The sequence below is a fragment of the Patescibacteria group bacterium genome, assembly GCA_028716665.1.
GTDB lineage: Bacteria > Patescibacteriota > Patescibacteriia > UBA2591 > JAQUPP01 > JAQUPP01.
Genome location: JAQUPP010000001.1, coordinates 444526 through 470637 on the forward strand (window position 1 = coordinate 444526; position 26112 = coordinate 470637).

General features: G+C 33.7%; 34 protein-coding genes and 1 tRNA gene. 32 read left to right on the plus strand and 3 right to left on the minus strand.

The features are described 5' to 3' along the window. The first annotated feature begins 107 nt into the window (after window positions 1-107). The 3 genes from PHF10_02255 to PHF10_02265 all read left to right on the plus strand — a co-directional run bounded on the left by PHF10_02255 (window position 108) and on the right by PHF10_02265 (window position 2624). On the plus strand, window positions 108-482 hold the full coding sequence (locus tag PHF10_02255; protein MDD5534551.1) for a hypothetical protein: 375 nt from the start codon (window positions 108-110) through the stop codon (window positions 480-482). 293 nt (window positions 483-775) lie between these two features. Next, window positions 776-1654, plus strand: coding sequence for a hypothetical protein (locus tag PHF10_02260; protein ID MDD5534552.1), 879 nt, complete (start codon window positions 776-778; stop codon window positions 1652-1654). A 169-nt stretch (window positions 1655-1823) separates the two neighbouring features. Then, a complete protein-coding gene (locus PHF10_02265; protein ID MDD5534553.1) occupies window positions 1824-2624 on the plus strand; it encodes a DUF1284 domain-containing protein in 801 nt (266 codons plus the stop codon). A gap of 39 nt (window positions 2625-2663) precedes the next feature. Here PHF10_02265 and PHF10_02270 read toward each other — a convergent pair whose 3' ends face one another. After that, window positions 2664-3881: an MFS transporter gene (locus PHF10_02270; GenBank protein ID MDD5534554.1), complete on the minus strand. Its 1218-nt coding sequence runs from the start codon at window positions 3879-3881 to the stop codon at window positions 2664-2666. 95 nt (window positions 3882-3976) lie between these two features. On the opposite strand from PHF10_02270, the gene PHF10_02275 reads away from it, so the two are divergent. From PHF10_02275 to PHF10_02390, 24 genes are all read left to right on the plus strand, one after another. Further along, window positions 3977-4312: a hypothetical protein gene (locus PHF10_02275; GenBank protein ID MDD5534555.1), complete on the plus strand. Its 336-nt coding sequence runs from the start codon at window positions 3977-3979 to the stop codon at window positions 4310-4312. A 35-nt stretch (window positions 4313-4347) separates the two neighbouring features. Beyond that, the gene (locus PHF10_02280) at window positions 4348-4836 is read left to right on the plus strand and encodes a hypothetical protein (GenBank protein ID MDD5534556.1); all 489 of its coding nucleotides are present in this window, start codon (window positions 4348-4350) and stop codon (window positions 4834-4836) included. Window positions 4837-4929: 93 nt separating this feature from the next. Then, window positions 4930-5103 (plus strand): hypothetical protein, encoded by a 174-nt coding sequence (locus PHF10_02285; protein ID MDD5534557.1) that lies wholly within the window; start codon window positions 4930-4932, stop codon window positions 5101-5103. A 156-nt stretch (window positions 5104-5259) separates the two neighbouring features. Then, entirely contained in the window at window positions 5260-6024 is a 765-nt protein-coding gene (locus tag PHF10_02290; protein ID MDD5534558.1) for an SIMPL domain-containing protein, read from the plus strand. Window positions 6025-6250: 226 nt separating this feature from the next. After that, window positions 6251-6634 (plus strand): hypothetical protein, encoded by a 384-nt coding sequence (locus PHF10_02295; protein MDD5534559.1) that lies wholly within the window; start codon window positions 6251-6253, stop codon window positions 6632-6634. 594 nt (window positions 6635-7228) lie between these two features. Continuing rightward, on the plus strand, window positions 7229-7906 hold the full coding sequence (locus tag PHF10_02300) for a DNA alkylation repair protein (GenBank protein ID MDD5534560.1): 678 nt from the start codon (window positions 7229-7231) through the stop codon (window positions 7904-7906). A gap of 79 nt (window positions 7907-7985) precedes the next feature. Further along, complete coding sequence (locus PHF10_02305) at window positions 7986-8132, plus strand: hypothetical protein (protein MDD5534561.1); 147 nt, start codon at window positions 7986-7988, stop codon at window positions 8130-8132. A 91-nt stretch (window positions 8133-8223) separates the two neighbouring features. Further along, the gene (locus PHF10_02310; protein ID MDD5534562.1) at window positions 8224-9090 is read left to right on the plus strand and encodes a hypothetical protein; all 867 of its coding nucleotides are present in this window, start codon (window positions 8224-8226) and stop codon (window positions 9088-9090) included. A 7-nt stretch (window positions 9091-9097) separates the two neighbouring features. After that, window positions 9098-10165 (plus strand): hypothetical protein, encoded by a 1068-nt coding sequence (locus PHF10_02315; GenBank protein ID MDD5534563.1) that lies wholly within the window; start codon window positions 9098-9100, stop codon window positions 10163-10165. A 339-nt stretch (window positions 10166-10504) separates the two neighbouring features. After that, the gene (gene rpsI / locus PHF10_02320; protein MDD5534564.1) at window positions 10505-10885 is read left to right on the plus strand and encodes a 30S ribosomal protein S9; all 381 of its coding nucleotides are present in this window, start codon (window positions 10505-10507) and stop codon (window positions 10883-10885) included. Between the two features lie 126 nt (window positions 10886-11011). Beyond that, the gene (locus tag PHF10_02325; protein ID MDD5534565.1) at window positions 11012-12337 is read left to right on the plus strand and encodes a glycosyltransferase; all 1326 of its coding nucleotides are present in this window, start codon (window positions 11012-11014) and stop codon (window positions 12335-12337) included. Window positions 12338-12360: 23 nt separating this feature from the next. Continuing rightward, window positions 12361-13233: a glycosyltransferase family 2 protein gene (locus PHF10_02330; protein ID MDD5534566.1), complete on the plus strand. Its 873-nt coding sequence runs from the start codon at window positions 12361-12363 to the stop codon at window positions 13231-13233. Continuing rightward, window positions 13220-14650 carry an O-antigen ligase family protein gene (locus tag PHF10_02335; protein ID MDD5534567.1) on the plus strand — a complete coding sequence of 477 codons (1431 nt, stop codon included), beginning with the start codon at window positions 13220-13222 and terminating at the stop codon, window positions 14648-14650. The genes PHF10_02330 and PHF10_02335 overlap by 14 nt, the downstream gene beginning before the upstream one ends. 81 nt (window positions 14651-14731) lie before the next feature. Then, window positions 14732-15802: a glycosyltransferase family 2 protein gene (locus tag PHF10_02340; GenBank protein ID MDD5534568.1), complete on the plus strand. Its 1071-nt coding sequence runs from the start codon at window positions 14732-14734 to the stop codon at window positions 15800-15802. A 9-nt stretch (window positions 15803-15811) separates the two neighbouring features. Next, window positions 15812-16612 carry a glycosyltransferase family 2 protein gene (locus PHF10_02345; protein ID MDD5534569.1) on the plus strand — a complete coding sequence of 267 codons (801 nt, stop codon included), beginning with the start codon at window positions 15812-15814 and terminating at the stop codon, window positions 16610-16612. A 115-nt stretch (window positions 16613-16727) separates the two neighbouring features. Beyond that, window positions 16728-16982, plus strand: a complete 255-nt coding sequence (locus tag PHF10_02350; GenBank protein ID MDD5534570.1) for a GIY-YIG nuclease family protein — start codon at window positions 16728-16730, stop codon at window positions 16980-16982. Window positions 16983-16989: 7 nt separating this feature from the next. Beyond that, a tRNA-Gln gene (locus PHF10_02355) sits at window positions 16990-17063 on the plus strand. Between the two features lie 152 nt (window positions 17064-17215). Beyond that, the gene (locus PHF10_02360; GenBank protein ID MDD5534571.1) at window positions 17216-17806 is read left to right on the plus strand and encodes a YdeI/OmpD-associated family protein; all 591 of its coding nucleotides are present in this window, start codon (window positions 17216-17218) and stop codon (window positions 17804-17806) included. A gap of 93 nt (window positions 17807-17899) precedes the next feature. Beyond that, window positions 17900-18322, plus strand: coding sequence for a hypothetical protein (locus tag PHF10_02365; GenBank protein ID MDD5534572.1), 423 nt, complete (start codon window positions 17900-17902; stop codon window positions 18320-18322). A gap of 119 nt (window positions 18323-18441) precedes the next feature. Next, entirely contained in the window at window positions 18442-18759 is a 318-nt protein-coding gene (locus tag PHF10_02370; protein MDD5534573.1) for a thioredoxin family protein, read from the plus strand. Window positions 18760-18763: 4 nt separating this feature from the next. Then, complete coding sequence (locus PHF10_02375; GenBank protein MDD5534574.1) at window positions 18764-19732, plus strand: permease; 969 nt, start codon at window positions 18764-18766, stop codon at window positions 19730-19732. A 6-nt stretch (window positions 19733-19738) separates the two neighbouring features. Next, window positions 19739-20200, plus strand: a complete 462-nt coding sequence (locus tag PHF10_02380) for a nitrophenyl compound nitroreductase subunit ArsF family protein (GenBank protein ID MDD5534575.1) — start codon at window positions 19739-19741, stop codon at window positions 20198-20200. A gap of 1 nt (window position 20201) precedes the next feature. Then, a complete protein-coding gene (locus PHF10_02385) occupies window positions 20202-20900 on the plus strand; it encodes an aromatic aminobenezylarsenical efflux permease ArsG family transporter (protein ID MDD5534576.1) in 699 nt (232 codons plus the stop codon). A gap of 15 nt (window positions 20901-20915) precedes the next feature. Then, entirely contained in the window at window positions 20916-21596 is a 681-nt protein-coding gene (locus PHF10_02390) for a queuosine precursor transporter (protein ID MDD5534577.1), read from the plus strand. 71 nt (window positions 21597-21667) lie between these two features. On the opposite strand, the gene PHF10_02395 is transcribed toward PHF10_02390, so the two are convergent. Then, the gene (locus PHF10_02395) at window positions 21668-22123 is read right to left on the minus strand and encodes a hypothetical protein (protein ID MDD5534578.1); all 456 of its coding nucleotides are present in this window, start codon (window positions 22121-22123) and stop codon (window positions 21668-21670) included. A gap of 274 nt (window positions 22124-22397) precedes the next feature. On the opposite strand from PHF10_02395, the gene PHF10_02400 reads away from it, so the two are divergent. Next, a complete protein-coding gene (locus PHF10_02400; GenBank protein MDD5534579.1) occupies window positions 22398-22967 on the plus strand; it encodes a Maf family protein in 570 nt (189 codons plus the stop codon). 54 nt (window positions 22968-23021) lie between these two features. Here PHF10_02400 and PHF10_02405 read toward each other — a convergent pair whose 3' ends face one another. Continuing rightward, window positions 23022-23468: a hypothetical protein gene (locus PHF10_02405; protein ID MDD5534580.1), complete on the minus strand. Its 447-nt coding sequence runs from the start codon at window positions 23466-23468 to the stop codon at window positions 23022-23024. Between the two features lie 177 nt (window positions 23469-23645). Here PHF10_02405 and PHF10_02410 point away from each other — a divergent pair, with 177 nt between their 5' ends. From PHF10_02410 to PHF10_02425, 4 genes are all read left to right on the plus strand, one after another. Further along, the gene (locus tag PHF10_02410; protein MDD5534581.1) at window positions 23646-23864 is read left to right on the plus strand and encodes a hypothetical protein; all 219 of its coding nucleotides are present in this window, start codon (window positions 23646-23648) and stop codon (window positions 23862-23864) included. A 134-nt stretch (window positions 23865-23998) separates the two neighbouring features. Beyond that, window positions 23999-24508, plus strand: coding sequence for a hypothetical protein (locus PHF10_02415; GenBank protein ID MDD5534582.1), 510 nt, complete (start codon window positions 23999-24001; stop codon window positions 24506-24508). Window positions 24509-24847: 339 nt separating this feature from the next. Further along, window positions 24848-25297, plus strand: a complete 450-nt coding sequence (locus PHF10_02420) for a hypothetical protein (protein ID MDD5534583.1) — start codon at window positions 24848-24850, stop codon at window positions 25295-25297. A 286-nt stretch (window positions 25298-25583) separates the two neighbouring features. Beyond that, a complete protein-coding gene (locus PHF10_02425) occupies window positions 25584-25988 on the plus strand; it encodes a hypothetical protein (protein MDD5534584.1) in 405 nt (134 codons plus the stop codon). Window positions 25989-26112 lie beyond the last annotated feature (124 nt).

Below are 26112 nucleotides of genomic sequence, written 5' to 3' on the forward strand. Positions count from 1 at the left end.
TGTTTAAAAACCGCCCCTTTTTTAATTGACAAATCATAATTTTTTTACTCTTGACATTTTCTGAAAAAATGCTATAATATAAATAATTAAAAAAAAGGGGGTGAAAAATGGGAAAAGGAGTTAAGAGGCCATATTCGCTTTTAGAAACAATAATAGATGTCACTGAATTTTTCGGAGCTAAACCCGAAAAATGGCTACAAATACCAAATAGTTCTTGGGAAGGAGGAGCACGAGTAAAATTTGAAGCCGATGGAAATAAAATAGAAGTAAGATTGTTTCCGGATAAAGTTGGTTTTTTTAGAGTCAAAAAGGCATTAGATCACAATGATTCTGATAAATCAGACATAGATATTCTTTTCAGGGATATCTGGTACGTTGCGTATATTAACGTAGCGGGAATTGGAGAGAGTGTCCGATTTGTCAATACAAAAGATCAGACCCTAACAATCAATAAAAAGGGCAATTGTATTTTAGAAATTTAAGTTTATAGGGGTTAAATAAAAAATATTTAACCCCTATTTTTTTTCTCTTGACCCCCTCACCAAAACGTTGATATTTATTAATAATAAGTCCGTCTTTATTAAAATTTATTTTATTATGTAAAAATTAAAAAATACAGATATTAATTATTTTCATCAGCGTTATAGGTGAGGGGGTTGACAAAACACGAAAAATATGCTTAAATAATAGCAATATTTTAGAAATAGTTCTTTAAATATATGCGGTAAAATTGCCGCATAAATAAAGTTGTCCCTAAAAGGGAAGGGGGTTTCATATGGAAACGAGGAAAATTGCTCTTGCTTGTTTTATCGGCGGAGCGCTTTGCTGCGCAGTTGCGTTATTTGCCGCACCAATGTATTGGTGGTTGGGTCTTCTGGCGGGATTTGCCGGCGGTTATCTCAGTTATGAGTTTCGCGGAGTTTGCAAAGCAGCACCAGTTGCTTTGAGGATTGCCACAAAAGAAAGCCGTAAAATTTATCAAAGTGAAATTGTCAGAACAAAAGAGTGGTTTTCTAAGAACCACCCATTTGCTTATCTCAATATAATTTTGGCTGTGATATTCGGTCTTTATCTTATTCCTTATGATTGGATTATCGCAGATACATATCCGAACATATCACACTATATGCGAGCTTTAATTACGTATTTTTCGATACAGGCGTTGGCTGTTTTTGGCGCGCCATTCCTTTTTTCTTTTTGGGGCGCAAGATTTGTTGATAAATGTTATTGGATATCAAAAGGGGAAGATGCATATTTAAAGGAAGCGAATAATCCGGATATATGGAGATACAAACTTAAACAAAAACCGCTGACTTATTTAAACGTTCTGCGTTGGATGGTATTAGGTGCTGGATTTTTTATTTGGACACCATGCAAATTTTGTCTTAAAATAGTTTGGACAATACTTTGTTTCTTGGGCCGTTTTGCCTGGCATCTCTTTCGGTTGATTCATTCAAACAAGAGGGTGCTTTGCGCAATTGACGGAACACTTGGCGGACTTATCAGTTATTTTTATTTTATTTCCATGCCAATGCCATTTGGAAGCAAAATAATGTTCATTATTTTTGGAGGACTTTTGGGAGGAGTATTCGGCATTATAAGTTACGAGATAATCTCAAAAAGAATTCTTCACCTGAATGCGGCGACAACTTAGTAAAATAAATATACTGGCGGTTAGATAAATATCTTCCCGCCAGTTTTTTTACTCTTGGCCCACTTTCATAATTTACCATTAGGGGTTGACATTTTGGCAAAAATATGCTATTTTAAAGACAATTAGAGTTCGTTTAAAAAGCTTGTTTATTAACAAACAAGGAGGTAAGATGCCGAAAAAGAATAAAGAAATTATTCGTTTACGGGGTCATCATTTAGATCTTTTAATGACTTTATTTAAGCGACCTAAAATCGGAGCAGGCATGATCAAAAACGCCATTATATCTGAAAAAGATTATGGTTTTAAACAGCAAAGAATAGTGTTGGCCGAAAGAATAATTCAAGTTCTAAAGGAAATTCTTCGAGGACAAACAAGGGTTAAGCTCATCGACGGAATAGATGATATCTGTCAGAAATGCAAGAGAAAAAGAACAAAGGAATGCAGTTGTTGTTATGCGGGAAGCGCGGAGGATAGACGAATAGTTGGACGTTATGGATTAGAAATGGATAAAATTTATCCAGCTGCTGAAATTATAAATGCTTTAGCAATGGCTCGAAATGGTATTCGCTTGAGAGGAACTCATTTAAGACTGTTGGATTTTTTTATTCGCCATCCCAAAACTGCAGTTGAAACAATTAAAACTCTTAAAGAGTTCGGCAAGAAACATATTGAAGAGACTCTTAAGATTTTAGAGATGGCTAAAAAGAAGGGTGTTTACATTCAGATTATTTGGGAAATAGATGATATTTGTCGAAATTGTAAAGAAAGGGTAAATTTTAACAGGAATGCGGATTGTATTGATGGTTGGAGAGTTTGCTGGTATCAAAATTTTTTATTAGAATATTCTTCTTACCAGCCACCGGATGATTCAAATGTGACTCAATTGTTGGGTTTAAAGAGAAATAAATTTTATCCGGCTGATAAAATTGTCGAAAAATTAAAGGAATATAAAAATAAATTGAGGGGTTAAATAACCCCTCAATTTTTAATTTTTGTTATTGGCAAAAACCTACCCCATTTTTATTTCTAATTTTTTTCTTTTATATCTTACCGAAAAATAAATTAACGGTAGGGCTAAAATTAAAAATCCGGCAAGCAGAAAACCTTGCCTTGCCGTTATAAAACCAAGCATAAAACCGGCAACAGGCGCGCCGATTATTGACGCAAGAGATTCAAACATTGATTTGATTGATAAAATCGCAGCTCGATTTTCGCTTTTAACAAATTCGTTCGTCAGGGCTTCTTCAAGTGGTAAAAATATTTCGTCTATTGAACTGAATAAAGTGAATAATATAACGGTAAATAATATTAAACTTGTTTTTGCGGCCGCGAATAATAAAATTGCATAGCCGAGCGCCAAGAAAAATAAAATAAATAATTTACTTTTTTTCTTAAGAAAAAATTCCGCGACAAGAGGCAAAATTATTCCAAGTCCCGCGATTATTGAAAAAAGATAGCCGATCATTGGAAGGCTTAAACCTATTTTTTCAAGATGAGGCGTCCAAATTAAAGAGGTGATTTCATCAACAAAAAAGAAAACAAATATTCCTGAAAATAACAAGATGATGATTTTGTGGCTTAGGGCGGTTTTTATGGCTGTTTTTGAATCTTGAAAAATATTACAGAATTTTTTTTGCGCAATTGGTTTATCTTGCTCATGTTTTCTTATTTCTTTTCCAAAAAAGAGAATTAAGGTTGAAACAAAAATTCCGGCGGCAAAAACGAACCAAAGATTTCTCATATTTGAGGTCGCGACGATATAGCCGCCAATTAACGGAGCTGCGACCATCCCGATATTTCTGAACATTCTGGTTTTTAAAAAATATTTATCAACCAATGACTTGTCCGTGTTTTCCATGAGATCCACTGCCCAAGCGCGATCAGCGCCACTAACAAGTGTTTCAAAGAGCGCGTCAAAAGCAAAAATTATCGCCACAATATAAAATTTATCCCAAACAGGGATAAGCGCTAAAGAAATAGCGGTTAACAAATATCCCAGGATTACGCTATTTTTTCGTCCATACTTGTCGGCTATAACTCCGGTTGGTATTTCAAAAATAAGCGTAACAACGCTTCGGATACTGCTTATTAACGCGATTTGGAAAAAATTAAATCCGATATGCAAAAAATACAAGACATAAAACGGCATTATGACTTTAGATAAATTGAAAATCAGAGAATGGGCGTAAAACGGAAAAAGTAATTTTATTTCATTTTTCTTAAACATATCGAAGCAAAATTTAAGGCAGTTAGTGAATTAATTATAACACAGAAGAAAAATAGAAAGAAGTGCAGAGGATTATTTTAAGTTTTTTTGCAAGGTTGACAAAAATAATTTTTTTTGATACATTTAAAATAATTAAAGTTCTTTTAAAAAGCCTGCTTATCGGCAGACAGGGAGGAGAAATGAGAAATGCAATAGTGTCTTTTATAGCTCTTTTTATTCTTTGGGGAGTTGGCTGGTTGGAAAATTATTTCGGCCTTATTGACGTTAATCAGCTGGTGAGTCAAAAACATTTTTATTGCGCTTTTTCCGCCTATTTTGTTTGCGGCGGATTAACCGTAATTTTAGCTGTAACGATGTTATTTGCATTTATTTGTTTTCTCGGTTTTTTCTGTGCGCTCTTGGATGGTACTATAGACGATCACTGTTGGTAAAAATTTGATATATTTAAAATAAAAGGGGGCATGTCATGAGCAGAAAAGAATTTAAAGATCAGCATGAAATAGGCGCAGTTTTGAACATTTTTCCATTTATGAAAGAAATTGTTGATGAGATTAAAATTTCTCGTCAACGAATCCATCTTATTTGGATTGAACCGGGTGAAGAAGTAGTTAAAGAAAGCACGATTTGCGCGCAGGGGTTCAATTATACCGGTTGGATTTACACGATAAAGGACGGGAAGATTTACAAAAAAGCTACATGGGAAGAAATTCGCAAACAGAGAAAAGATCTTCATCTTCCGGATGCGTCTGACAATAACGCTCAAACGTTGTTGGACGGCAGCGAAAACGCCTGCATCTTTATTCACCAACACGGAGAACATGACCAAGGAGAAGGACCGACAAGATTTTCCATTACCATGTTTAATTGTCGAGGGCACAGTTTATTCAGAGATTATGATAACGTGATGATTTGGCTAAAGGAAGTAAAGGTTTATCAAGAACTTCAAAAATTTTAAAAAAATAAAAGGGGCAAAAAATATTGCCCCTTTTTTTTATTTGACAAAATTTCAGTTTGTGATAAATTATAAATAATTGAAAAGGAGGTGAAAATGTTTAACAATCAGTATAAGATAAAAATAAAACATCCGCTGATTCGTTCCGGAATTACAATAGAAACAAACGTTTCGGAAAAGTATTTGGTGCCTGTACTGATGAAGGCGATGGAAAAAGTCAGAGAGTTTAATAAAAAGCAGGCAGAATTGGAAGAAAAAAATAGTCAATAATTTAAGGGCGGCTTTTAAAGCCGCCCTTTTTTTATTTGATTGACGTTTATTGAGGGACGGAGTATAATTATATAAATCATATGATGATTCAAGTTAAGAATCTGACAAAAAAATTTAATGGTTTAATTATTTATAATTAATTTAAATATTATTTTTATGGAAACAACAACAAATGTAAAATTTATTCCTCAGCCGCCTAAATTCGCCATTATATTGTGTGGCGTTTTAGCTCTTTTTTGGGTCGTTTTGTCAGTCGATAAAATTGTGGATATTAAAAATGGGTTAGAGGTAAATACTATTACTGTCAGCGGTGAAGGAAAGGTCATTAGTATTCCTGATGTAGCTTCTATTAGTTTTTCAGTCATTTCCGATAAAATGACTGCCAAAGAAGCAATGAGCGACAATTCGCAAAAAATGAACGCGGTTATCAAATCTATTAAAGATTTAGGCGTTGCAAGTAAAGATTTAAAAACAACAGGCTATAATTTGGCTCCGCTTTATGATTGGCCAAGAGGTCAAAGAATTTTTAAAGGTTATGAATTGACTTCTACCTTATCTGTTAAAATCAGAGATTTTGATAAAATCAGCGATATTATTGATGGCGCGATTATGCAAGGAGCAAATCAGGCCGGCGATATCCAATTTGTAGTTGATAAACCTGAGATATTGCAAGCCGAAGCGAGAGACAAGGCTATTCAACAAGCCAAGGACAAGGCCGCGGCAATCGCCAAGGCATCCGGTTTTAAGCTCGGCAAAGTTGTTTCTTTTTCAGAATCAGGCACAGACAGATATTATCCGCAACCAATGTATGCGGAAAAAAGTTTAGGCGCAGGGGATTCTGCTATGATTTCAGCTCCGGCTATTGAAAGCGGCAGTCAAGAAATTCAAACCACAGTTTCTTTGGTTTTCAGAATCAGATAAAAATTATTAAAGTTGAATCATCAAAAGAGGAGTGTTTTTTTTGAAAGATACTCCTCTTTGTCATCCCTTGACATTTCATCAAAAATTTGATATTATAAAGATAATAAAAGTTCGTTAAAAAGTCTGTCCATTGGCAGGCAGGGAGGAAAAATGAAATTACCATTAAAAGATAAATTTCCATTGGAGAGAGAGGATTTTATAGAAATTATTCCATTTGTTGAATTTTTTGTTTGAGATTCTTGGTTTTAAACCCGGTTATGGCGGAAGAGGTATAGCAATTTTCCCAACAGATCCAACTCATTTTCCGGAAAAACAAATTGTGAAGGCCAGTTGGCTACAACAAGCCAGTTATGAATTAGGAGAATTTATGTGTCGAAGCATTCCGGAAACAGTAGATAAAAAATTCCTTGTCATGGCTTCTCAATTTAAAATCAGAAAAGTTGTTTCTCAGTTCAATTCTATTTTTCTTATTGCCATTGTAAAAATGAATAAAGGTTTTACTCATGGCAAAGTTACAATAGAGGGCCGTATTAATGATAAGGATTTGGATCTGGCGCTTGAAGGAGAATTTACTTTTTGTCTAAAAGATAAGGATGTTGTTTCGTCCTAGGGGGAAAAATGATTCCTGATTTAATTTGGAAAATTTGGGTAGTTGGCGCTGTAATTATTTGTTCCGGACTAATGTGTATATGGTGGCCGCCACACTCACACAAGAAAATCGGCAAAGGATTGATTAAGATTGGCCTATTTGTCATCCTCGTAGGGATTATAAAAATGATAAGTTAAAGAAAGATTTTGCCTTAAAGGAGGAAAAATGGGTAAAAGTTTTTGGGTAAAGTTTTCTGTCATATGGATAGTAATGTGGGTAATTTGGTTCTTTTTAATTTGGGGTAGTGTCAAATTGGATTTATTTTTTAACCCATGGTTAAAAGGAGTACTTTTTCACTGGTATCAATTTTTTACCACACATCATTATCTGACGATTCTGTATCAAAGTAATTTTAAAAACTTTCTGGTAGCGATAGGCATATTCAGTTTTATTATAAGTTTTTTCTTTTCATTGTTCGTTGCATTAAAGTTTGAAGAGAATAATTAAAAATCAGCCGAGAGAAAAATCTCTCGGCTTTTTATTTTATTCGCCCATGGACAGATTTATAAATTTGAAATAATATGATATGATAAATTATAATTTAATTTTTATTTTATGACTGTTAAAGAAATCATCGCTTATTTTAAAAAACATTCTTGCCTTCGCGATAAAGAGGGAATGGCGAGATTTGGCATTAATCCGCAATATGCTCTGGGAGTGAGAATTCCGGTTTTAAGAAGTTTGGCGAGAAAAATCGGTAAAAATCATAAACTGGCCATTGATTTGTGGAAAACCAAGATTCACGAAGCGAGAATCTTTGCCACCATGATTGACGAGCCGCAAAAATTAACCGAGAAACAAATGGAACAATGGGTGAGAGGATTTAATTCGTGGGATTTGTGCGACCAGTGCTGTTCCAATTTATTTTGCAGAATACCCGTTGCTTGGAAAAAAGCAGAAAAGTGGGCCGATAAAAAAGAAGAATTCGTGAGAAGAGCAGGGTTTGCTTTAATGGCGTATTTGGCCTGCCACGATAAAAAAGCCAAAAACAAAGATTTTGAAAAATTTTTTCCGCTTATCAAAAAATATTCCACTGATAAAAGAAATTTTGTCAGAAAAGCGGTTAATTGGGCGTTAAGGCAAATTGGAAAAAGAAATTTGAATTTGAATAAAAAGGCGATTATCATTGCCAAAGAAATTAAAAAAATAAATTCTCCTGTCGCGCATTGGATCGCGATTGACGCAATCAGGGAATTAACCGATAAAAAGATTCAAAAAAGATTATTGAAATAATTTTTCTGATTATTGACAAAAATTGAAAATACGATATATTTTTATATAAGATCAGATCTTTATAAACAAGGAGGAAAAAATGGAAATATTTTGGCCGGGCATAGGGGTTGGCCTAATAGTAATGTGGATAGGATTTTATTATCATTGTAATAAAAAAAGAGAAATTGGTGATTCTTTAATGTTTTTGGGCCTGGTTCTTGCAGTAATTTCTGTTTGGTCTATTTAAGATTTAATTTTAAGCTCCGGGAGACAAAGTCTTCCGGAGCTGTTTATTTCCATATTGTCTTTTAATTGGAAATTGTCTATAATTACTATATATGTCAGAACCGTTGTATATCATTAATTTAACCGGAGAGAAAGAGTTATTCTCTCCTAAAAAAGTTTTTCGCAGCGCCCAGCGATCAGGCGCTTCAAATCTTTTAGCCGAGAAAATAGCCAAAATTATCACCAAGGAAGTTTATCCTGATATGCCGACCAAGCGTATTTTCAGCCGGATCAAAACTTTACTTAAACAAGATGACCCGCAAGCTGCTTTAAAATTCAGTTTAAAAGAAGCTTTAAGAAAATTAGGGCCAAGCGGTTTTCCGTTTGAAAAATATATTGCTTCCATTTTAACGAGAAACGGCTACGAAGTGAAAATTAATCAAATTGTCGGCGGGCGATGCGTAAACTACGAAATTGATTTTTTGGCAAAAAGAAACGGAACGGTTTTTATCGGCGAATGCAAATATCATCATTTGCCGGGCACGACACTTGATTTAAAAGTGGCTTTGGCGAATTATGCCAGATTCTTGGATTTATCAGCCGGCAGTTTTTTTAAGAAGAAAGAATATCAAAATTTTAAACTTCAAAGTATTTTAGTGACTAACACGAAATTTACCAGCCAAGCCATTCAATATTCCGAATGCGTCGGGGTTGATTTATTGGGTTGGCATTATCCGGTAAAAAAAGGACTCGAGTATTTTATTGAAAATCAAAAATTATATCCCATCACCATTTTGCCGTCCATGAAAGATTATTTGCTGCAAATTTTTGTTTCGAAAGGTTTAATGCTGGTGGAAGATATTTTAAATTTAGATTTAGCGAAATTTACCGAATGCACGGGCGTAAAACCAAATCAAATTTCAGCTTTAATCAAAGAGGCAGGACTTTTGTTTAAAAATAATTCATTAACAAAAAATTAATTATTATATGAAAATTGACAAAAAACAGATCAAAATCTTGGCTTCCGCTTTTTTAGTGTTTATTACCGCTATTCTTTTTTGGCAGCAATTATTTTCGTTGTTTTCCAATAATGATATTAAGCCCCGTCATTTTCTCAGTTTGGGAATATTTTCTGTTATTTTCATTTCTTTTATTTTATTATTTTTCATTTTGATTAAAGATCGCAAAATTATTTATTTAACAATAATTATTTCGTCCGGATTTTTCTTTATCTTTCCCAAATTTAATTATATTTATTTATTCGGGATTTTAATTTTTATTTTATTCTTAATTTCCGCTTATGAAAGAATACGGAGAGAAAAAGAAGATCGACTCAAGCTTTCACTCAGGATGATTTTATCCAGAGGTTTGTGTTTTATCGTCATTGGCATAGCTTTAATAACCTCAATAACTTATTATTTTAATCCGTGGCTTAAATTCGGTCAGAATGAAACAATTATAGACCCCGGAATAATCAAATCTTTAATAAAACCATTAACCGGCATTTTTGCTCAATCAATACCTTTTTACAGTCCGGAGATGACAATTGATCAAATTATAACCGTTCAAGTAATGATTTCTGATCCGTCTTTAAAATCATTAAATTTACCGCAGGATTTAATGGCAAATTTAAAATCAAAAATAAAAATTGATAAAAATGGGAAAACCGATATTAACACCTTAATTAAAGATCCAGATGCAAGTTCTCTGATGAAAGAGATATTTAACAGTCAGAAAATTGACCAGAAATTACTTGTTCAACAAAGAACGGCAATGGCTAAAACATTCGGAGGGGTTGAATTAAAAGGAGACGAAACCTTAGATACAATTTTTGTTAAATTAATAAATTCCAAGCTTAGTCAATTTATCGGTCCTTATGTCGAACAAATTTCCATCGCGATTGCTGCGAGTTTATTTTTCTTTTTATGGTTTATAGAATATATCCTTGCTTTTATGGCGGTAATTTTGTCTCAAATTATTTTTCTTATCCTCAAACTTTGCAAAGTTGTCAGTATTGAGAAGGTGATGAAAGAAGGGCAAGAGGTTGCGTTTTAGGGATTTGTCCGCCCAAGTTTTTTGCAGAAAAATTTAGGCGGATTGACAAATTTTTTAAACTTGTTAAAATAATCATTACTTAATTAATTTTATATTTCAGCCCTGAGATAGAGATATTACTTCCTATCGAGGGTGTTTATCAATTTTTTTATGCCAACTAAAACAAAAACAACGCCAAAAAAAGAAAAAGTTATCGGTGAAAAACCAAAAAAGAAAGTTATTAAAAAAACCGCTCCATCTCATAAAAAAGAAGAAGTTCAAGAAGTAACTCCTGAAATTATCAAAGAACCGGTTAAAATTCACAAAGCAATAGAGCATAAACCTGTTAAAGACGCAGGTATTTGGTCAACCGGAAAACGCAAAACAGCTATTGCCAGAATACAGCTTTTCAAAAATGGTAATGGAGAAATAACCGTTAATAACAAAACATTTAAAGATTATTTCCCATATTTTGAATTGCAAAATATAGTTTTGTCTCCGCTCTGTCTAACGAATCAGGAAAAAAGTTTTAATTTCAGAATAATGATCAAAGGAGGCGGATTCAAGAGTCAAGCCGAAGCGGTCAGACTCGGAATTTCTCAGGCCTTGGTTGAATTGGACCCTGAATGCCGTAAAGCTTTAAAAACAGTTAAATTTTTAACTCGCGATTCCAGAGTAAAAGAAAGAAAGAAACCTGGTTTGAAAAGAGCTCGTCGCGCTCCACAATGGAACAAGAGATAGTTTCTGATTAAAAAAATAACAGTTCATTTTGTCCGAAAAATATGCCAGAGCAAAGCTTATCCTTGAGAAAAATATAAATTTTTCGGTATGTTTTGTTCTGGCATATTTGTTTTAAAGAATTAAAATATGGATAAAAAATCATTGGAAATTGTAATGTTCAATATGTCGAGCTTTTCAGAATGGGAAGGCGGCATTGTGAATCGCAATTATCATATTTTCAATAAATTATCGCAAGATGAAAAAGTAAAACGGATAATTGCCGTTGATTTTTTGCCTTTTACTTTCAGAAGAGCTTTGAGAAATTATTTGGAAAATATTTTGAAAACCACAAATTACAAATCTAATGCAGACATAAAAGTTACAAATATTTATCGGGATTTTACCACTAAATGCGTGAAAATTGTTGGATTGGCGCCGGCTGAAATTTATGTTTTTTCAACCATTGATTCAATATTTACCCGCCCAAATTTTTTGAAGAAAAATTTAGGCGGTTTTTCTTCTCATCAAATAGTTTTAAAAAAATTAAACAAGATATTGATTAAAATCAACAAGAATCAGCCGGAAAAAACCAAGAGAGTTATTTGGTCATATTTTCCGATGTTTGTTGACTATTTCTCGGCCCAAGGCCGATCCGCCTCGGGCGGAAATGGCATACCCGCTGATTTGACGGTTTTCGACGCAGTGGACAATTGGATTGAACATCCTTCTTTCGCGCGCTATAAAAAATTATTAGAGAAAAATTATAAAATAATTTCCCAAAAAAGCGATTTAATTTTCACCGTAGCGGAAAATTTGGTGGAATTTTTTAAAAATTTAGGCAGGAACAAAGATGTCTATTGGATCGCCAACGGCGTTGAACCCAAGCATTTTGCCAAGGAACAGTCTGTGCTTAAAAATGATCCCATTTTAATGATTTCTCGTCCGATTATCGGTTATGTCGGGACAATTCAAAACAGGGTTGATTTTAATCTTTTGGAATATTTGGCTCAGCAAAATCCTGATAAATCTTTTGTCTTGATTGGTCCGCTTTGGCCGGTCTTTTTGAGAAAATTGCGCCGACCGACTACGGAAATAAAAAAATTGAAAAAATACAAAAATATTCATTTATTGGGCCGCCGACCATATGATTTGACACCGGCTTATATTAAATTTTTTGACGTGGCGATTAATCCTCATAAACTCGATGAATTTATAAAATACACAGATTCTTTAAAGGTTTTGGAATATTTGGCTTGCGGTATGCCAGTGGTAACTACGCCGCCCTCGGGCGTGGAAAAATTTTCTCACCTTCTTTATATTGCCGCAGATTACCAAGATTTTAATAAAAATATTGAGACAGCTCTTGCCGAAAATCAGCCGGAATTAAAAGAGAAAAGATTAATAAGAATAAAAGAAGAGGATTGGGACAATAAACTTTTAGAAATGATGAATATTTTAAAAACTAAGATTTAATTTTTAATTTTAGTGAAGCGCTTATGATACTTTCTATTATTATCGTCAGTTGGAATGTTAAAAAATTATTGGAGAAATGTTTGAATTCCATTTTTAAAAATGTTGACGGTTTGGATTATGAAGTTTGGGTGATTGATAATAATTCGGCAGACGGTTCAAGGGAATATTTAAAAAGCTTGATCGGTCAAAATCAAAACTTAAAAGTGATTTTCAATGAGCAAAATATCGGTTTTGCCAAAGCAAATAATCAAGCTCTCAAAGAAGCTAGTGGAGAATTTATTTTACTTTTAAATCCGGATACGGAAATTATCGGTGATACTTTGCAAAAAACGATTCAATTCATGCAATATAATCAGGAGTGCGGCATTTTGGGCAGTAAAATAATCGGTCCGGACGATAAAATACAAAATTCCGTCAGAAGTTTCCCGACAATTATTTCGCAGGCAATGATTTTTTTAAAACTTCATCGTCTTTTCCCCGGAACGAAAATTTTAAAAGATTATTTTCAAGCTGATTTCAATTACGAAAAAATAAGCGAAGTTGATCAGGTAATGGGTGCTTTTTTAATGACTAAAAGAGAAGTTTTGGAAAAAGTCGGTTTATTGGACGAAAAATTTTGGTTATGGTTTGAGGAAGTTGATTTTTGCAAAAGAGTGAAAGAGGAGGGTTATAAAATAATTTATTATCCCAATGCCGCGATATTCCATTACGGCGCGCAAAGTTTCCGCCAAATGTTGTCTTGTCCAAAGCAGAGCACTTATAATCGAAGCACTATTTATTATTTTAAAAAACATTCTCACTTTGTTTTATATTGGCCGCTTTTGATTTTAAATCCAATCAGCTTATTTTTAGCTTGTTTAGTTCAAATTTTTTCTTTTCGCCATGAAAGTCGTTAATTTAGATAAAAAAATTTTATTTGTTGTTTTGGGTTTTTTTCTTTTTCAAATTTTGTCATTTTTGGGTTATTTATGGCCTATTTTGGCAAATATTATTTTTTTATTGATTGTTTTGTCGGCAATTTTTCTGTCCGTATATAAAATAGAATACGGATTTTTTATTCTGGCTTTTGAATTTTTGTCCGGCCATGGCGGACTTTTATTTGAATTTAAAGGAATTTCTTTGCGGCTTGCCTTATTTATAGTAGTGATGCTCGTTTGGGTAATCAAAAAATTCTTTTCGGAAAAATGGGAAAATCTGTTTTTTCAAAAAAAATCTCCATTTTGTATTTTATTTTTAGTTTTTATAATTTTAATTTTATTCGGCTTGATTCAGGGAATTGCCAGGAATGACAGTATCTTGGCCATTAAAGATTTTATCAATTATTCTTATTTTCTTTTATTTTTTCCTCTAACAGATATTTTAAAAAAGGATAAATCCGATCAAAAAATTTTCAGTTTGGCTCAAGGCGCGACTATCGGTATTGGGATTTCAACCATTATTGTTTTGATTTTATTCGGTTCCGGACTGGTCCAAGTCCATGACAGTTTTTATTGGTGGTGGCGGAACGTGGTGGTGGGCAAAGCGACTTTTATGAGTGGAAATTTTTTCCGTATTGTTACGCCGGCCCATTTGATAATTTTGCCTTTATTCCTGGTTTATTTAAGCTTGTTGTTTGAGACAAAATTAAAATTAAAAAAACAATTCTTTTTTTTCTGGTTGGCGGCGTTAAGCAGTTTGGCGATTTTGATTAATTTCTCCCGCGCTTATTTGTTGGGATTTTTTGTCGGATTGATATTTTTGGCCAAAGAATTAAACAAGAAAAAATGGCTGATTTTTTCTTTATCAATGATTTTAATTTTAATTTTTGAATTTTGTTTCATTTACACTCTTTTTGGCGGCGAAGGGATGTTGAATGGATTCGGTTTTTTCAAAAATCGTTTAGGCACGATAATTTCACCGGAAGAAGAAACCAGCTCTCTGACGCGAATGGTGATTTTGCCGATTTTAACTCAAAAAATAAAACTTGATCCGATTTTCGGTTCAGGACTTGGCGGCGTAGTTTCTTATTTGGATCCGGTTACAAAACAAATTCAAAGCACTTTTCATCTGGATTGGGGATATTTGGAAATTTGGTCTGAGCTTGGATTGATCGGACTTTTGATTTTTTTATCACTGTTTGGATTTGTTTTTTATCAGGGTTTTAAAATGATAAAGATTTTTTCTCAAGATATTTTTAAAAAAAGGATTATCATAGGATTGATGGGTGGTCTGGCCGCTTTAATGGTTGCCAGTTTGACCGGTCCGTTTATTTTTCATCCTTTGGGTATTTTTTATTTTACTTTTACCGCCGCTTATTTAATAAAGGGTATTTAAACCCTTTTTTGCCTGCCCTCGCTCGGAAAAGAAAATAAATTTTCTTTTCCCTCGCTCGCTTGGCAATAAATTTAAATCAAGATGAAAGAACAAATTCCTAAAATTTCCATTCAAATTGTTACTTGGAACAGCAGGCGATATATCAAGGAATGTCTTGATTCTGTCCTGGCGCAAACTTATAAGAATTTTTCCGTTTTAATTATTGATAATGCTTCTTGCGACAGCACGGTTGAATTTGTGGAAAGAAATTATCCAAACCCAACCGGCTCATTGGCCAAAGCTAAAAAAATATTAAATTCCAGACCTTCTATTTTTATTTTTAGAAATATTAAAAATTTGGGATTTTCCGGAGCTCATAATTTAGGACTAACTTTGGGTCAAGCGGATTTTGTTTTAGTGATGAATCCGGATATAATTTTGGAACCTGATTTTTTGGAAAAAATAATAAAAACCGCTCAGGAAAATGAATCAACGGCCAGTTTCGGGGGAAAAATGCTTAAAATTAAATTTGATCAAGAGGAACTGGCGGAAAAAATAAAAACAAATATTTTAGACAGCACCGGACTTTTATTTTTAAAAAACAGCCGTATAATTGACAGGGGAGAAAACGAAGAAGATAATGGACAATATGACAGAAAAGAAGAAGTTTTTGGCATTTCCGGCGCTTGTGTTTTATACAGAAAAAGCGCTTTGGAAGAAATTAAAATTAAAACCGATTTTTCAAAGGCGGAAAATGAATATTTTGACGAACAATTTTTCGCTTATAAAGAAGATGTGGACCTGGCTTGGCGATTGCGCTTGGCCGGATTTGGGGCGATTTACGAACCAAAAGCAAAAGCTTACCATTTTCGCCAAGGAGCGCCGAAAGACAGGCGTTTTTACCAGTCGCAAACGGTTAATTTTTTCTCATACAGAAATCATTTGTGGATGGTTTTAAAAAATATTTATTGGAAAAATTTTTTCTCCCAATTTTTATTTATTTTGTGGTATCAGCTTTTAAAAACATTTTATTTATTTTTTCGCCAACCCAGGAATTTATTTTTATCCAAACTGTCTTTCTTTAGAGGATTATCGGAAATGTTTAGAAAAAGAAAATATATTATTAAAATGGCGAAAGTCGGGCCGGAAGAAATCAAAAAATGGACAAAATAATTATATTATATGTTATCCATAATCATTGTTAATCACAATCATCGAAATTATTTAAAGCAATGTTTGAAAAATATTGTTGAGGCCAATATCAATCTTGATTTTGAGGTGATTATTATTGATAATAATTCAAAAGATACAAGCAAAAAGTTTTTGTCAGAATTTAATATGCCGTCTCTAAAATTCAGAGTTATTTTAAATAATAAGAATTATGGTTTTGCCAAGGCTAATAATCAGGGGATTAAATTGGCTCAAGGAAAATATGTTTTAGTTTTAAATCCGGACGTGATTGTTTTAAAAGATTCAGTGGAAAAACTTTATAAATTTTTAGGAGAAAATAATGAAGCGGCAATGGTTGGTCCCAAGCTTTTAAATCCCAACGGAACGATTCAGTATTCTTGTTGTAAATTTCCTTACTGGTATATGCCGATTCTCCGCCGAACTTTTTTAGGGAAGCTTCCTTTTTTGAAAAATAAATTGGGTAAATATTTAATGTCAGATTGGAAACACAATGAAGCAAGAGAAGTGGATTGGCTTTTGGGCGCGGCCTTGATGATTAAAAAAGAAGTTTTGGAAAAAATCAATTATTTTGATGAAAGATTTTTTCTTTATTTCGAAGACACTGATTTAGCGAGACGGATTTGGAAATTCGGCAAGAAAGTTTATTACTTGCCAGAAGCTCAAATGTATCATTTTCATCAGCGGCTCTCGGCGGAACGCAGCGCCAGTCCGACTTTATTGTCCAGAATTACCTGGATTCATATTGCCAGCGGAATCAAATATTTTTGTAAATGGCTTAACCCTCGGCTGTAGCCTTACGGGCGAAGAAAATAATTTGCCAAATTTTGAAAATTTGTTATAATAATTTTAATATTGCGGGATCGTCCCTCGGCCGTAGCCAGTAGGCTACTGCCTACGGGCGAGGCTAATGGTAAATAAAACAATGCATACAATTTATGTTTTAAGAAGTCTGAAAGATGATAATTTATATATAGGCTGTACTTCTGATTTACAGAAGAGATTAAGAGAACATAGAAATAAAAAAGTTTTTTCTACTCGCAATAGGTTGCCAATGAAGTTAATTTATTTTGAAAATTACCCTGATAAATATGAAGCTTATAGAATGGAAAGATTTTATAAAACCGCTAAAGGTAAAAAAATAATTAAAAACAAAATAATATAATAAATAATGCGGGATCGTCTAATGGTAGGACTCCAGCCTTTGGAGCTGGCTATGATGGTTCGAATCCATCTCCCGCAGCCAAAAAAATAACCCTTTATTTAAGAGGTTATTTTTTTATGCCCCATCATGGATTAGTAGAATTTTTTTAAAAAAGGGGAGTAGTCTAACGAAAATTTACTTTTGATTTTTTTATAAATATGGTACTTTTGAATAAAAAATGATATTATAAGAATATGGAAATTAAAAATACACTTTACGTAATCAATAGAAATAATTGGCGAAAATGGCTGATAAAAAATCATAAAAATCAGAAAGAAGTTTGGCTTATATATTATCGCAAAGAAACCGGAAAACCTCGTATTTCATATGACAATGCGGTCCTGGAAGCTCTTTGTTATGGGTGGATTGACAGTACTGTCAAAAAGATTGATAAAGAGCGTTTCGCGCAACGTTTTTCACCGCGTCAACCAAAAAGCGGTCTTTCGCAAATGAATAGAGAACGCATATACGAACTCATAAAAGAAAAAAAGATGACAAAATGGGGATTCAAGGCCATTGCGCATGCATTCAATCCGAAAATAGATGAATCCAATAAATTCGTAATTTCCAAAGATATTTATAAGGCATTGCGGGCAAACAAGAATGCTTGGAAATATTTTCAAAAATTTCCGCTTTCTTATCGGCGCATCAGAATTGCGTACATTGAGGATCGCAAAGGGTACGATATGGATGTGTACAAAAAAACACTCGCTCATTTTATAAAAATGACAGCGCAAAATAAGCGGATAGGATTTGTAAAAGAGAGAAGAGATGCTATGATATAAATATAATAATGGATATTTTTTTAAAAATGTCTTGACGGAATTGTAAAATTATGATATATTTTAAATAATTAAAAAAAAAGGGGGGGGATTAAAATGAAAGAAAAAGTTCTTTACCAAAAAGAATGGGAACAAGTCAAGGAGATTTTAAAAAAAGAACAGGATACACTGAGATTAGCCAAAGAAGATGGCACTTTCTATGCCGTACAAGTTCAAGAGAACACCCTGGAACAAATATTCAAGGCTCTGCAAGCGGTTAAGTATTCGGATCAACCTGCCAAGATAGATGGGTTAGTAATGAGTTGTAAGTTAGGGCTTCAGGACTACCTGTGGGAGCTTGAGAAAGTAAAGAAAGATGAAATATCGCGCCGAAGTCTGATTCGTAGTATTTTCAGTATTTTAGAAGTAATGGTTCAAGAAGAGAAACCGTTCCGGTTGGTGGCAGTGGATTTTCAATGCCGCGTCATTAAATCAATCATAGAATCATTGTTCCCCAATGTGAAGATTAGAATTTTATAAAAAATAAATGAGGAAAGGCAAAAGCTTTTCCTCATTTTAAATTTATTCAGAGCAAGCTGCTGTATTTTTTCTTTAAATTTGTTATACTAAAAGTATAAAATATTATGGAAAACAAAAATATAAAAATTAAAGTTCTTGGTTCCGGCTGTCCCAATTGTAAAAGATTGGAAGCTAATGCGCAAAAAGCAGTGGAGGAATTAAATTTGGGAGCCGTAATTGAGAAAGTAACTGACATGGATTTAATTATGAGTTATGGGATAATAAGCACTCCGGCTTTGGTAATTAATGAACAAGTGGTAAGTTATGGCCGTATTCCTGATGTTGCCGAAATTAAAGCGATGTTGGTCAACCCGGAAATAATTAAACCTTTCGATAATAATTCCGCATCAAAAACAGGTGGTTGCAATTGCGGGTGTAAATGCGGAGGCAAATGTTAATTATATGAGTATATTTTATCCGATACAATTATTGGCCGATTGGCTAACTTATGATATTTTTGGCATCACACCGAAAACATTATTGGCCGGAGCGGTTAATTTTTTTATTTTTGATACGATTAAAATTTTTATTTTGCTAACAATAATTATTTTTGTTGTTTCAATAATCAGATCTTTCTTACCACCTGAAAAAATTCGCAATATTTTATCTCACAAACATAAATTTGTCGGTAATATTTTAGCCGCATTATTCGGTATTATCACTCCATTTTGTTCTTGCTCGGCTGTGCCTTTGTTTTTGGGTTTTGTGGAAGCAGGAGTGCCGCTTGGAGTTACTTTTTCTTTTTTAGTGTCATCACCTATGATTAACGAGGTTGCTTTAGTTTTATTGCTCGGTATGTTTGGCTGGAAAATCGCCGGTATTTATGTAGTCAGCGGTCTTGCAATTGCCGTTATCTCAGGTTTAGTGATAAGCAAGCTGCCGGTTGAACATTTACTCGCCGATTTTGTGCGTAAAAATCAGGCCAAAAACAATTTGCAATTGCCGAAAATGAATTGGTCTCAAAGATGTAATTATGCCAAGAGTTATACTAGGGACATAGTTAAAAAAGTTTGGCTGTATATTTTAATTGGGGTTGGTGTCGGCTCTTGGATCCATGGTTATGTGCCGGCTGATTTTTTGGCAAAATATGCCGGAGCGGATAAATGGTACGCCGTACCCTTGGCTGTAATTATTGGTATTCCTTTATATTCTAATGCCGCCGGTGTTATTCCTTTGGTAAGTGCTTTAACCGAAAAAGGCGTGGCCATTGGCACAACACTGGCCTTTATGATGGCTGTAACCGCCTTATCATTGCCTGAATTTATGATTTTAAAAAAGGTGATGAAAACAAAATTGATAATTATTTTTGCCTCAATTGTTGGTATGGGTATTATTTTTACCGGGTATTTATTTAATGCTATTTTGAAATAATAATTTATGAATAAAAAGATTGTTATTGGATTATTAATTACTTTTGGAATAATAATAGTTTTATGGGTTGTTAGTTTGGGCTCACCTAAATCAAAAACTGTTTCAGTTATTCAAAATCAACCGCAAAAACAATCAGCTGATAAGGTTGAAGTTTTTCTTTTTCATACAACTCGACGTTGTGCGACTTGTATTGCGATTGGTCAATTGGCGGGCGAAACGGTTAACGAGTATTTTCAGCCGGAACTTAGAGACGGCAAAATTGAATTTAGAGAGATCAATATTGATTTGCCGGAAAACAAAGAATTGGCGCAAAAATTTCAGGCCAGTGGTTCATCGTTATTTATTAATGTTATTTCTAATGGAGGAAATAACATTACCGAAGATGTGAATGTTTGGCGTTTAACCCAGAATGAAGTTCAATTTAAAAGTTATTTAAAAGACAAAATAAATAATTTCTTGGGAAAATAATATGGATTGGATTAATAGTTTAATTGATAATTATAATATTCCGCTTTTAACTGCTTTTTTATTGGGCATTCTGACTTCTATCAGCCCTTGCCCATTGGCTACCAATATTACCGCTATTGCTTACATTTCTCGTGAACTGAAAACCGTCAAAAATACTCTTTTGAATGGTTTATTTTATACCATGGGTCGAGGGATCAGTTATACACTTTTAGGATTACTTATATATTTTGGTTTATCATCTTTCCAAATATCAAAAATTTTTCAAGGTTGGGGAGATAAAGTTTTGGGTCCGATTTTGATAATTATCGGCCTTATTATGTTCGGAATAATTAAGATAAATTTCGTAGGTCAGAATAAAAAAACAGAAAAATTAGAACAGTGGCTTTCCAGTAAAGGTTATTTAGGCTCTCTACTTTTGGGCGTATTATTTGCTTTGGCTTTTTGTCCATACAGCGGAGTATTGTTTTTTGGCGCGTTAATACCGCTGGTTCTTAAATCAACCGGCGGAATATTTTTGCCTTTGTTATTTGCTCTTGGCACAGGTTTGCCGGTGATAATTTTTTCTTTTTTTATCGCTTTTGGCGTACAAAAAGTAGCAAAGGCATTTAAAATTGTGCAGAAAATTGAGAAGATAATGCGTTACAGCGTGGCATCAATATTTATTTTAACCGGGATTTATTATATTATATACAATATTTGATTTATAATTTAAATTATGTTGATTTTAATTTTGTGGATTATCGGAATAACGAGTTTTACGCTATTGGGCAGTTGGTATGTCAAAAAATACAATAAGCCCGATTTGTTAATCGCGCTTTACGTGACCTTTATTTTGGTCGCCCAGATATTGGCGGTAAAAATTTCCGCTTTTGATTTGGGATTCAAGACATTTTTTGCGCCAAGCGGAATTCTTGTTTTTTCCATCACTTATCTTTTGACGGATATCGTGAATGAAAAATTCGGCAGAAGGGAAGTCCAAAAAATGATTTTAATCGCTTTTATTTCTCAGGTGGCGATGGTGTTTTTCTTTTGGCTGGGAGTGATATTTCCGGCCGCGCCTTTTTGGCAGATGCAAGATGTTTGGAAACAGATATTCGGATTGGTACCGCGGATCGTGGCGGCAAGCTGGATTGCCTTTTTAATTAGTGAAAATATTGATGCCATTATTTTTTCATATTTTAAAGCAAAAACAAAAGGAAAATATTTGTGGATGAGAAACGCATTCAGTTCTTTGCCGGCACTCGCCTTGGACTCAATTCTTTTTATAACCATCGCTTTTCTGGGAGTTTCGCCGATTTGGCCGTTAATCTTGGGTCAGATCGTAGTTAAATGGCTGGTGGGGTTGGTTAATATACCTTTTATGTATTTCAATAAATGGGTGATGGGAAATAAATAAAATATTTTGGATAAAATAAAATAGGGTTTGATTGTTCTCAATCAAACCCTATTATTTTGAAAAAATTATCATCAGAAGTAAGCGAAAAATCCGCCGAGAATTATCCAAGGAGAATTCTCATAAGTGTTGTACGGATTTACCAACTTTGATCCTGGTGTATCTCCTGCAAGTCGATGGCCTAGTCCCACTTCAAATTTTAAATGGGCACAGATATCACTGCCACCACCAAATGAGGCAAAGACCCCTGTAGGACCACCGTCTATATTGGATTTACCAATACCTCCAAAGAGATAACTGATATTTTTATCAGTTCCAGAATTAATGAGGTATACCGCCTCCCACCTGTTTTGCCACAGTATTTTGCTGTGATTAGCAGGCTGCGGAAGTCCGCTTAAGGTATATTGGCAACCCCATGGACCGTTTGTTAATACGATCTTTCCTCCAAGGAAATCCGGCCCCCCCGTTAGTCCACATTGCATATTTAGGTTTAAAGGAGCAGCCACCAACATCATTAAAAATGTAAACATACTTCACCTCCTTCCTTCTTTCTACTTTTTTTGGTTTTTAAATTATCAATTTACTATACATCTAAAATATCACATTTTTCGATTTTTGTCAAGCCCCCCACATGGGGATTATTGTCTTTCTTAAAAATTATGATTTAATAAGGTTGACTAAAATAAATGTTTAATTAAGATAAAATTAGAGTGGATATAAGAAACGAAAGACAGTAATTTTAATAATCCCTCTATGTGGGGGGCTCAAGTGGATAAAAATGTGTTATTATTTTGAATAATCAATATGAATATAATTTTAGGTTCAGCTTCAAAATCACGAAAACGAGTCATGGAAAGGGCTGGTTGGAAATTTACCATAATAACCGCTGATATTGACGAAAAGGCGATTCGTTTTGATGACCCCAAAGATTTGGTGATGGCTCTTGCTAGTGCCAAAGCCGATGCGATTCTGCCGAAAATTAAAGAAAAAGCTTTTTTAATAACCGCGGATCAAGTGGTGGTTTGCAATAATGAAATCAGAGAAAAACCCATTGATGAAAAACAAGCCAGAGAATATTTGCGAAGCTATGCTGATTATCCGGCCGAGGCGGTTAACGGAATCGCGATTGTGAATACTGAGACAAAAGAGAGAATGGTAAAATTGGAAATATCCAAGATAAAATTCAAACAGATTCCGGAAACAATCATTGATCAATTGATTTCCAAGGGAGATATTTTTTCACAAGCCGGATCATTTTCCGCGGAAGATCCTTTATTAATTCCGTATATTGATTATATAGAAGGAACATTAGACAGCGTCGAGGGATTGCCAATAGAATTAATTGAAGATTTGATCAATAAAATGAATAAATAAATTATCAATTATAAAGTAAAAGAGGCGGAAATTATATCCGCCTCTTTTTTATTTTTATCTTAATGGCCAGGACTGGGTGATAGATCCGATTGTTGATCTTAATCCTTCTCTGATAAACTCCTGAGACATTATGTGCTCAGAAGTGATAATAGCAACTATTGTCAGAGAATTCGATTTCGGCGTTAATCCCATCACCAGGGTTTGTTTGTCTTTGATTTTAAAAATCGGACTTCTACTTTTATCAGGATTGTTTATTTTTTCGAACCTTTCCTTCAAGATTTCTTCATTTATTTTTTCACTCAGAGATTTAATTTTATATTTGAAATCAACATATACCTTGCGAGGATTGACCACGAAAGTAGCTTTCAAATTAAAATTGTTTTTACCGGTTTTTAGTGGAATAGTAGTCCTTATTTCTCCACTATTATAAATGATTTTTCTATCCCTGTAGCCCAGTTCTTCGAGTGCCTTAAGCAATCGATTGTTGTACTTTTTACTCATTTCTCCTCCTTTTTAAGATGCGTTAAACCTTTATGGTTTAAATTTATATATATTTAAGCATATCTGTGTTTTTTGTCAAGTCCCTCGCAAGACCCTCTCGTTGAATAATAAATTTAATGGAATTTACCTATTGACTTTTTCTAATTTTTATGCTATGCTTTTAATAAGGAGGCAACAATGGATGCAATAAATAATGTAGGTCATCAAGGCTATCAGCAAATTGCGACCAATCCCAATAAAGTGATTGAAACTGACGAAATTGATAAGACAATAAAAGAGATTGAACAAGCCAAAAAGAGACTGGAGACTCAGCCGATAGAACCGATTTCCGCTTGTTCCAGCGCGGATAAACCAAAAGAAGAAAAGACGGGAACTAATATTGACTTGTATGGATAAGAAGGCGTAATAATCGCGCCTTCTTTTTATATTGACAAAATTCAGAAATATGCTATTATTAAAACATATAAAGGATATAGTTCATTCAAATAAAAAGAAAAAAGTCTTGCTTATCGGCAGACAGGGAGGAAAAAATGGAAATAAAGAAAGATCGGATAATCGCCGGATGCAGTCCTAGCTTTGAGGATACCGACGAAGAAGTTGAAGTAAAGGCAATTTGGGAAATTTTACCGCTTGTTCTTGATATCAATCTTTCTGAAGATATCAATATTTTGAAAAAAGTAGATATATGGAGTTTGATTATTCATCGCATTTCCGATGATACGAATATTGATTTACCGGTTTTAGAGGTGAATAGAGAAGAAGACGAAGAAGTGTTTCTAAGAGATGGAAGATTTTGCGCGTATTCTTTTAAAGATAACAAGCTTTGCACGAATGCGATTTTCAGGAATATTAAAGATCTTGATATAAAACTTTTTAACGGCAACGAGCACGTATGCGTCTTAATTTTTCCGGAATTGGATCTCGCTCTCGAATATACGAATATTATCATTATTCGTTGTCCATGGGGGAAAACTTTCATGGATTTTCCGAATGTTTGCGAATCCATTGAAAAATGGATTAAACAATTTGGTAAGAAATAAGCCAATAATAGGGGGCGACAAAAAGTCGCCCCTTTAACTTATCCCCAAAAAGGGGGTTGACCCCCTCACAAGGAAAACCATTGTCTTCCTTAGAAATTACAGTTTAATAGGCATAAAGTTAAAAATAATCATTTAGATAAGATAAAATCATTGTATATATAAAAAAATGAAAGACAGTATACCCTTTATGGTTTTCCACATGTGAGGGGGTTGACAAATTTCAAAAATATGCTATTATATATAACACAATAGTTCTTTACATAGCTAAAGCGATCCGGGCTAGATCTCTCAAAAGATCAAAAATGGATCGCATAATAGTAGAAAGAAAAAGGGGGAAAAATGAAAAAACTAAACAAAATTTTTGTTGTAGCCGTATTAATGACATTATTTGCCGAAGCGTATGGCGAACCGCCAACCTTGGAAAACAAGTTTGTACCGGTTCAAAAAACCGTAGTGGTTATGCCGGAAAATCAGGTCAACATATTGTCAGTTAATCCGGCAGAAGAGATAAATACGGCAAATGAATTTGTAAAAAGATCTGCAATTATATTGATCGCACAGAACCTTGTGCCACCGGTAAAAAAAGTTCAAGATCAAATTGACTTGGGATTACCCAAGATAAAAAATACTGCGATACGCAGCGAAAAGGTTTTTTCAAATTACCAAGTTCTGTCTCTACAAAAAGTAGGGATTGAGAATAATGGAGATACTGCCGTTTCTCGAGCCAAGAAAGAGCTCGACAAAAGAAACAAAGAAATGGCCAAGCCGATAGAATTGGCTTGCAAATAAGAATTATTGAGGGCGCGGAAAAATCCGCGCCCATTTTTTTATTATTTATTTCTTGACCCCACCACCTTGAAATTATAATGCTCAATTTTATATTTTCTGATTTAAAAATATTTTTTAATCAGAAAGGTTTAATAAATTATAAATTTAATTTTATACCTCGCATTTTTAAAATATAATTTCTAGGTGGTGGGGTTGACAGATTTTATTTTTTTGTTATAATCAAAAACAGACTTAAGGGCATGGTACCTTAAAAAAAGTCTGTCTATTGGCAGACAAGGAGGAGAAAATGAGAAATTTTTTGAAGCTGGGAGTGTTGGTTGTCTTGGGATTTATCTTTTGCAGTATTTTTCTGACCAATCAAGTCAGAGCAGAAGTAAATGTCCCAAATGCAATGACTATAACACAGTCAACCAATATTGATTCCATAACAAGCCCGAAATGTTGTATTATCGCTGACAGCATAATATTCAATATTACGGAAAAGAAAGTAATTATTAAAAATGGCATCCTTACATATTTTAATTCTAAGGATGAAAAAAGCTTGAACATAGTGATGAAAGAGGGTGTTTTTAATTTAGATAACACGTGGAATACGATATACTCGATTAAAAATTTTTCGGATATAGAAGTATTTACCGTTATTAACGGTAAATATAAAAAGATTATCGACGATAAGTTAGAAAATTATTAAAAATCAGGCTGAGAGAAAATTCTCTCAGCCTTTTTGTTTTTAAGTATTGACTGATATTTTGATATCAGTTATCATATACTCTATAGTTTAAAAATTTTAGTTTATGTTTTACAGGCGGAAGAAA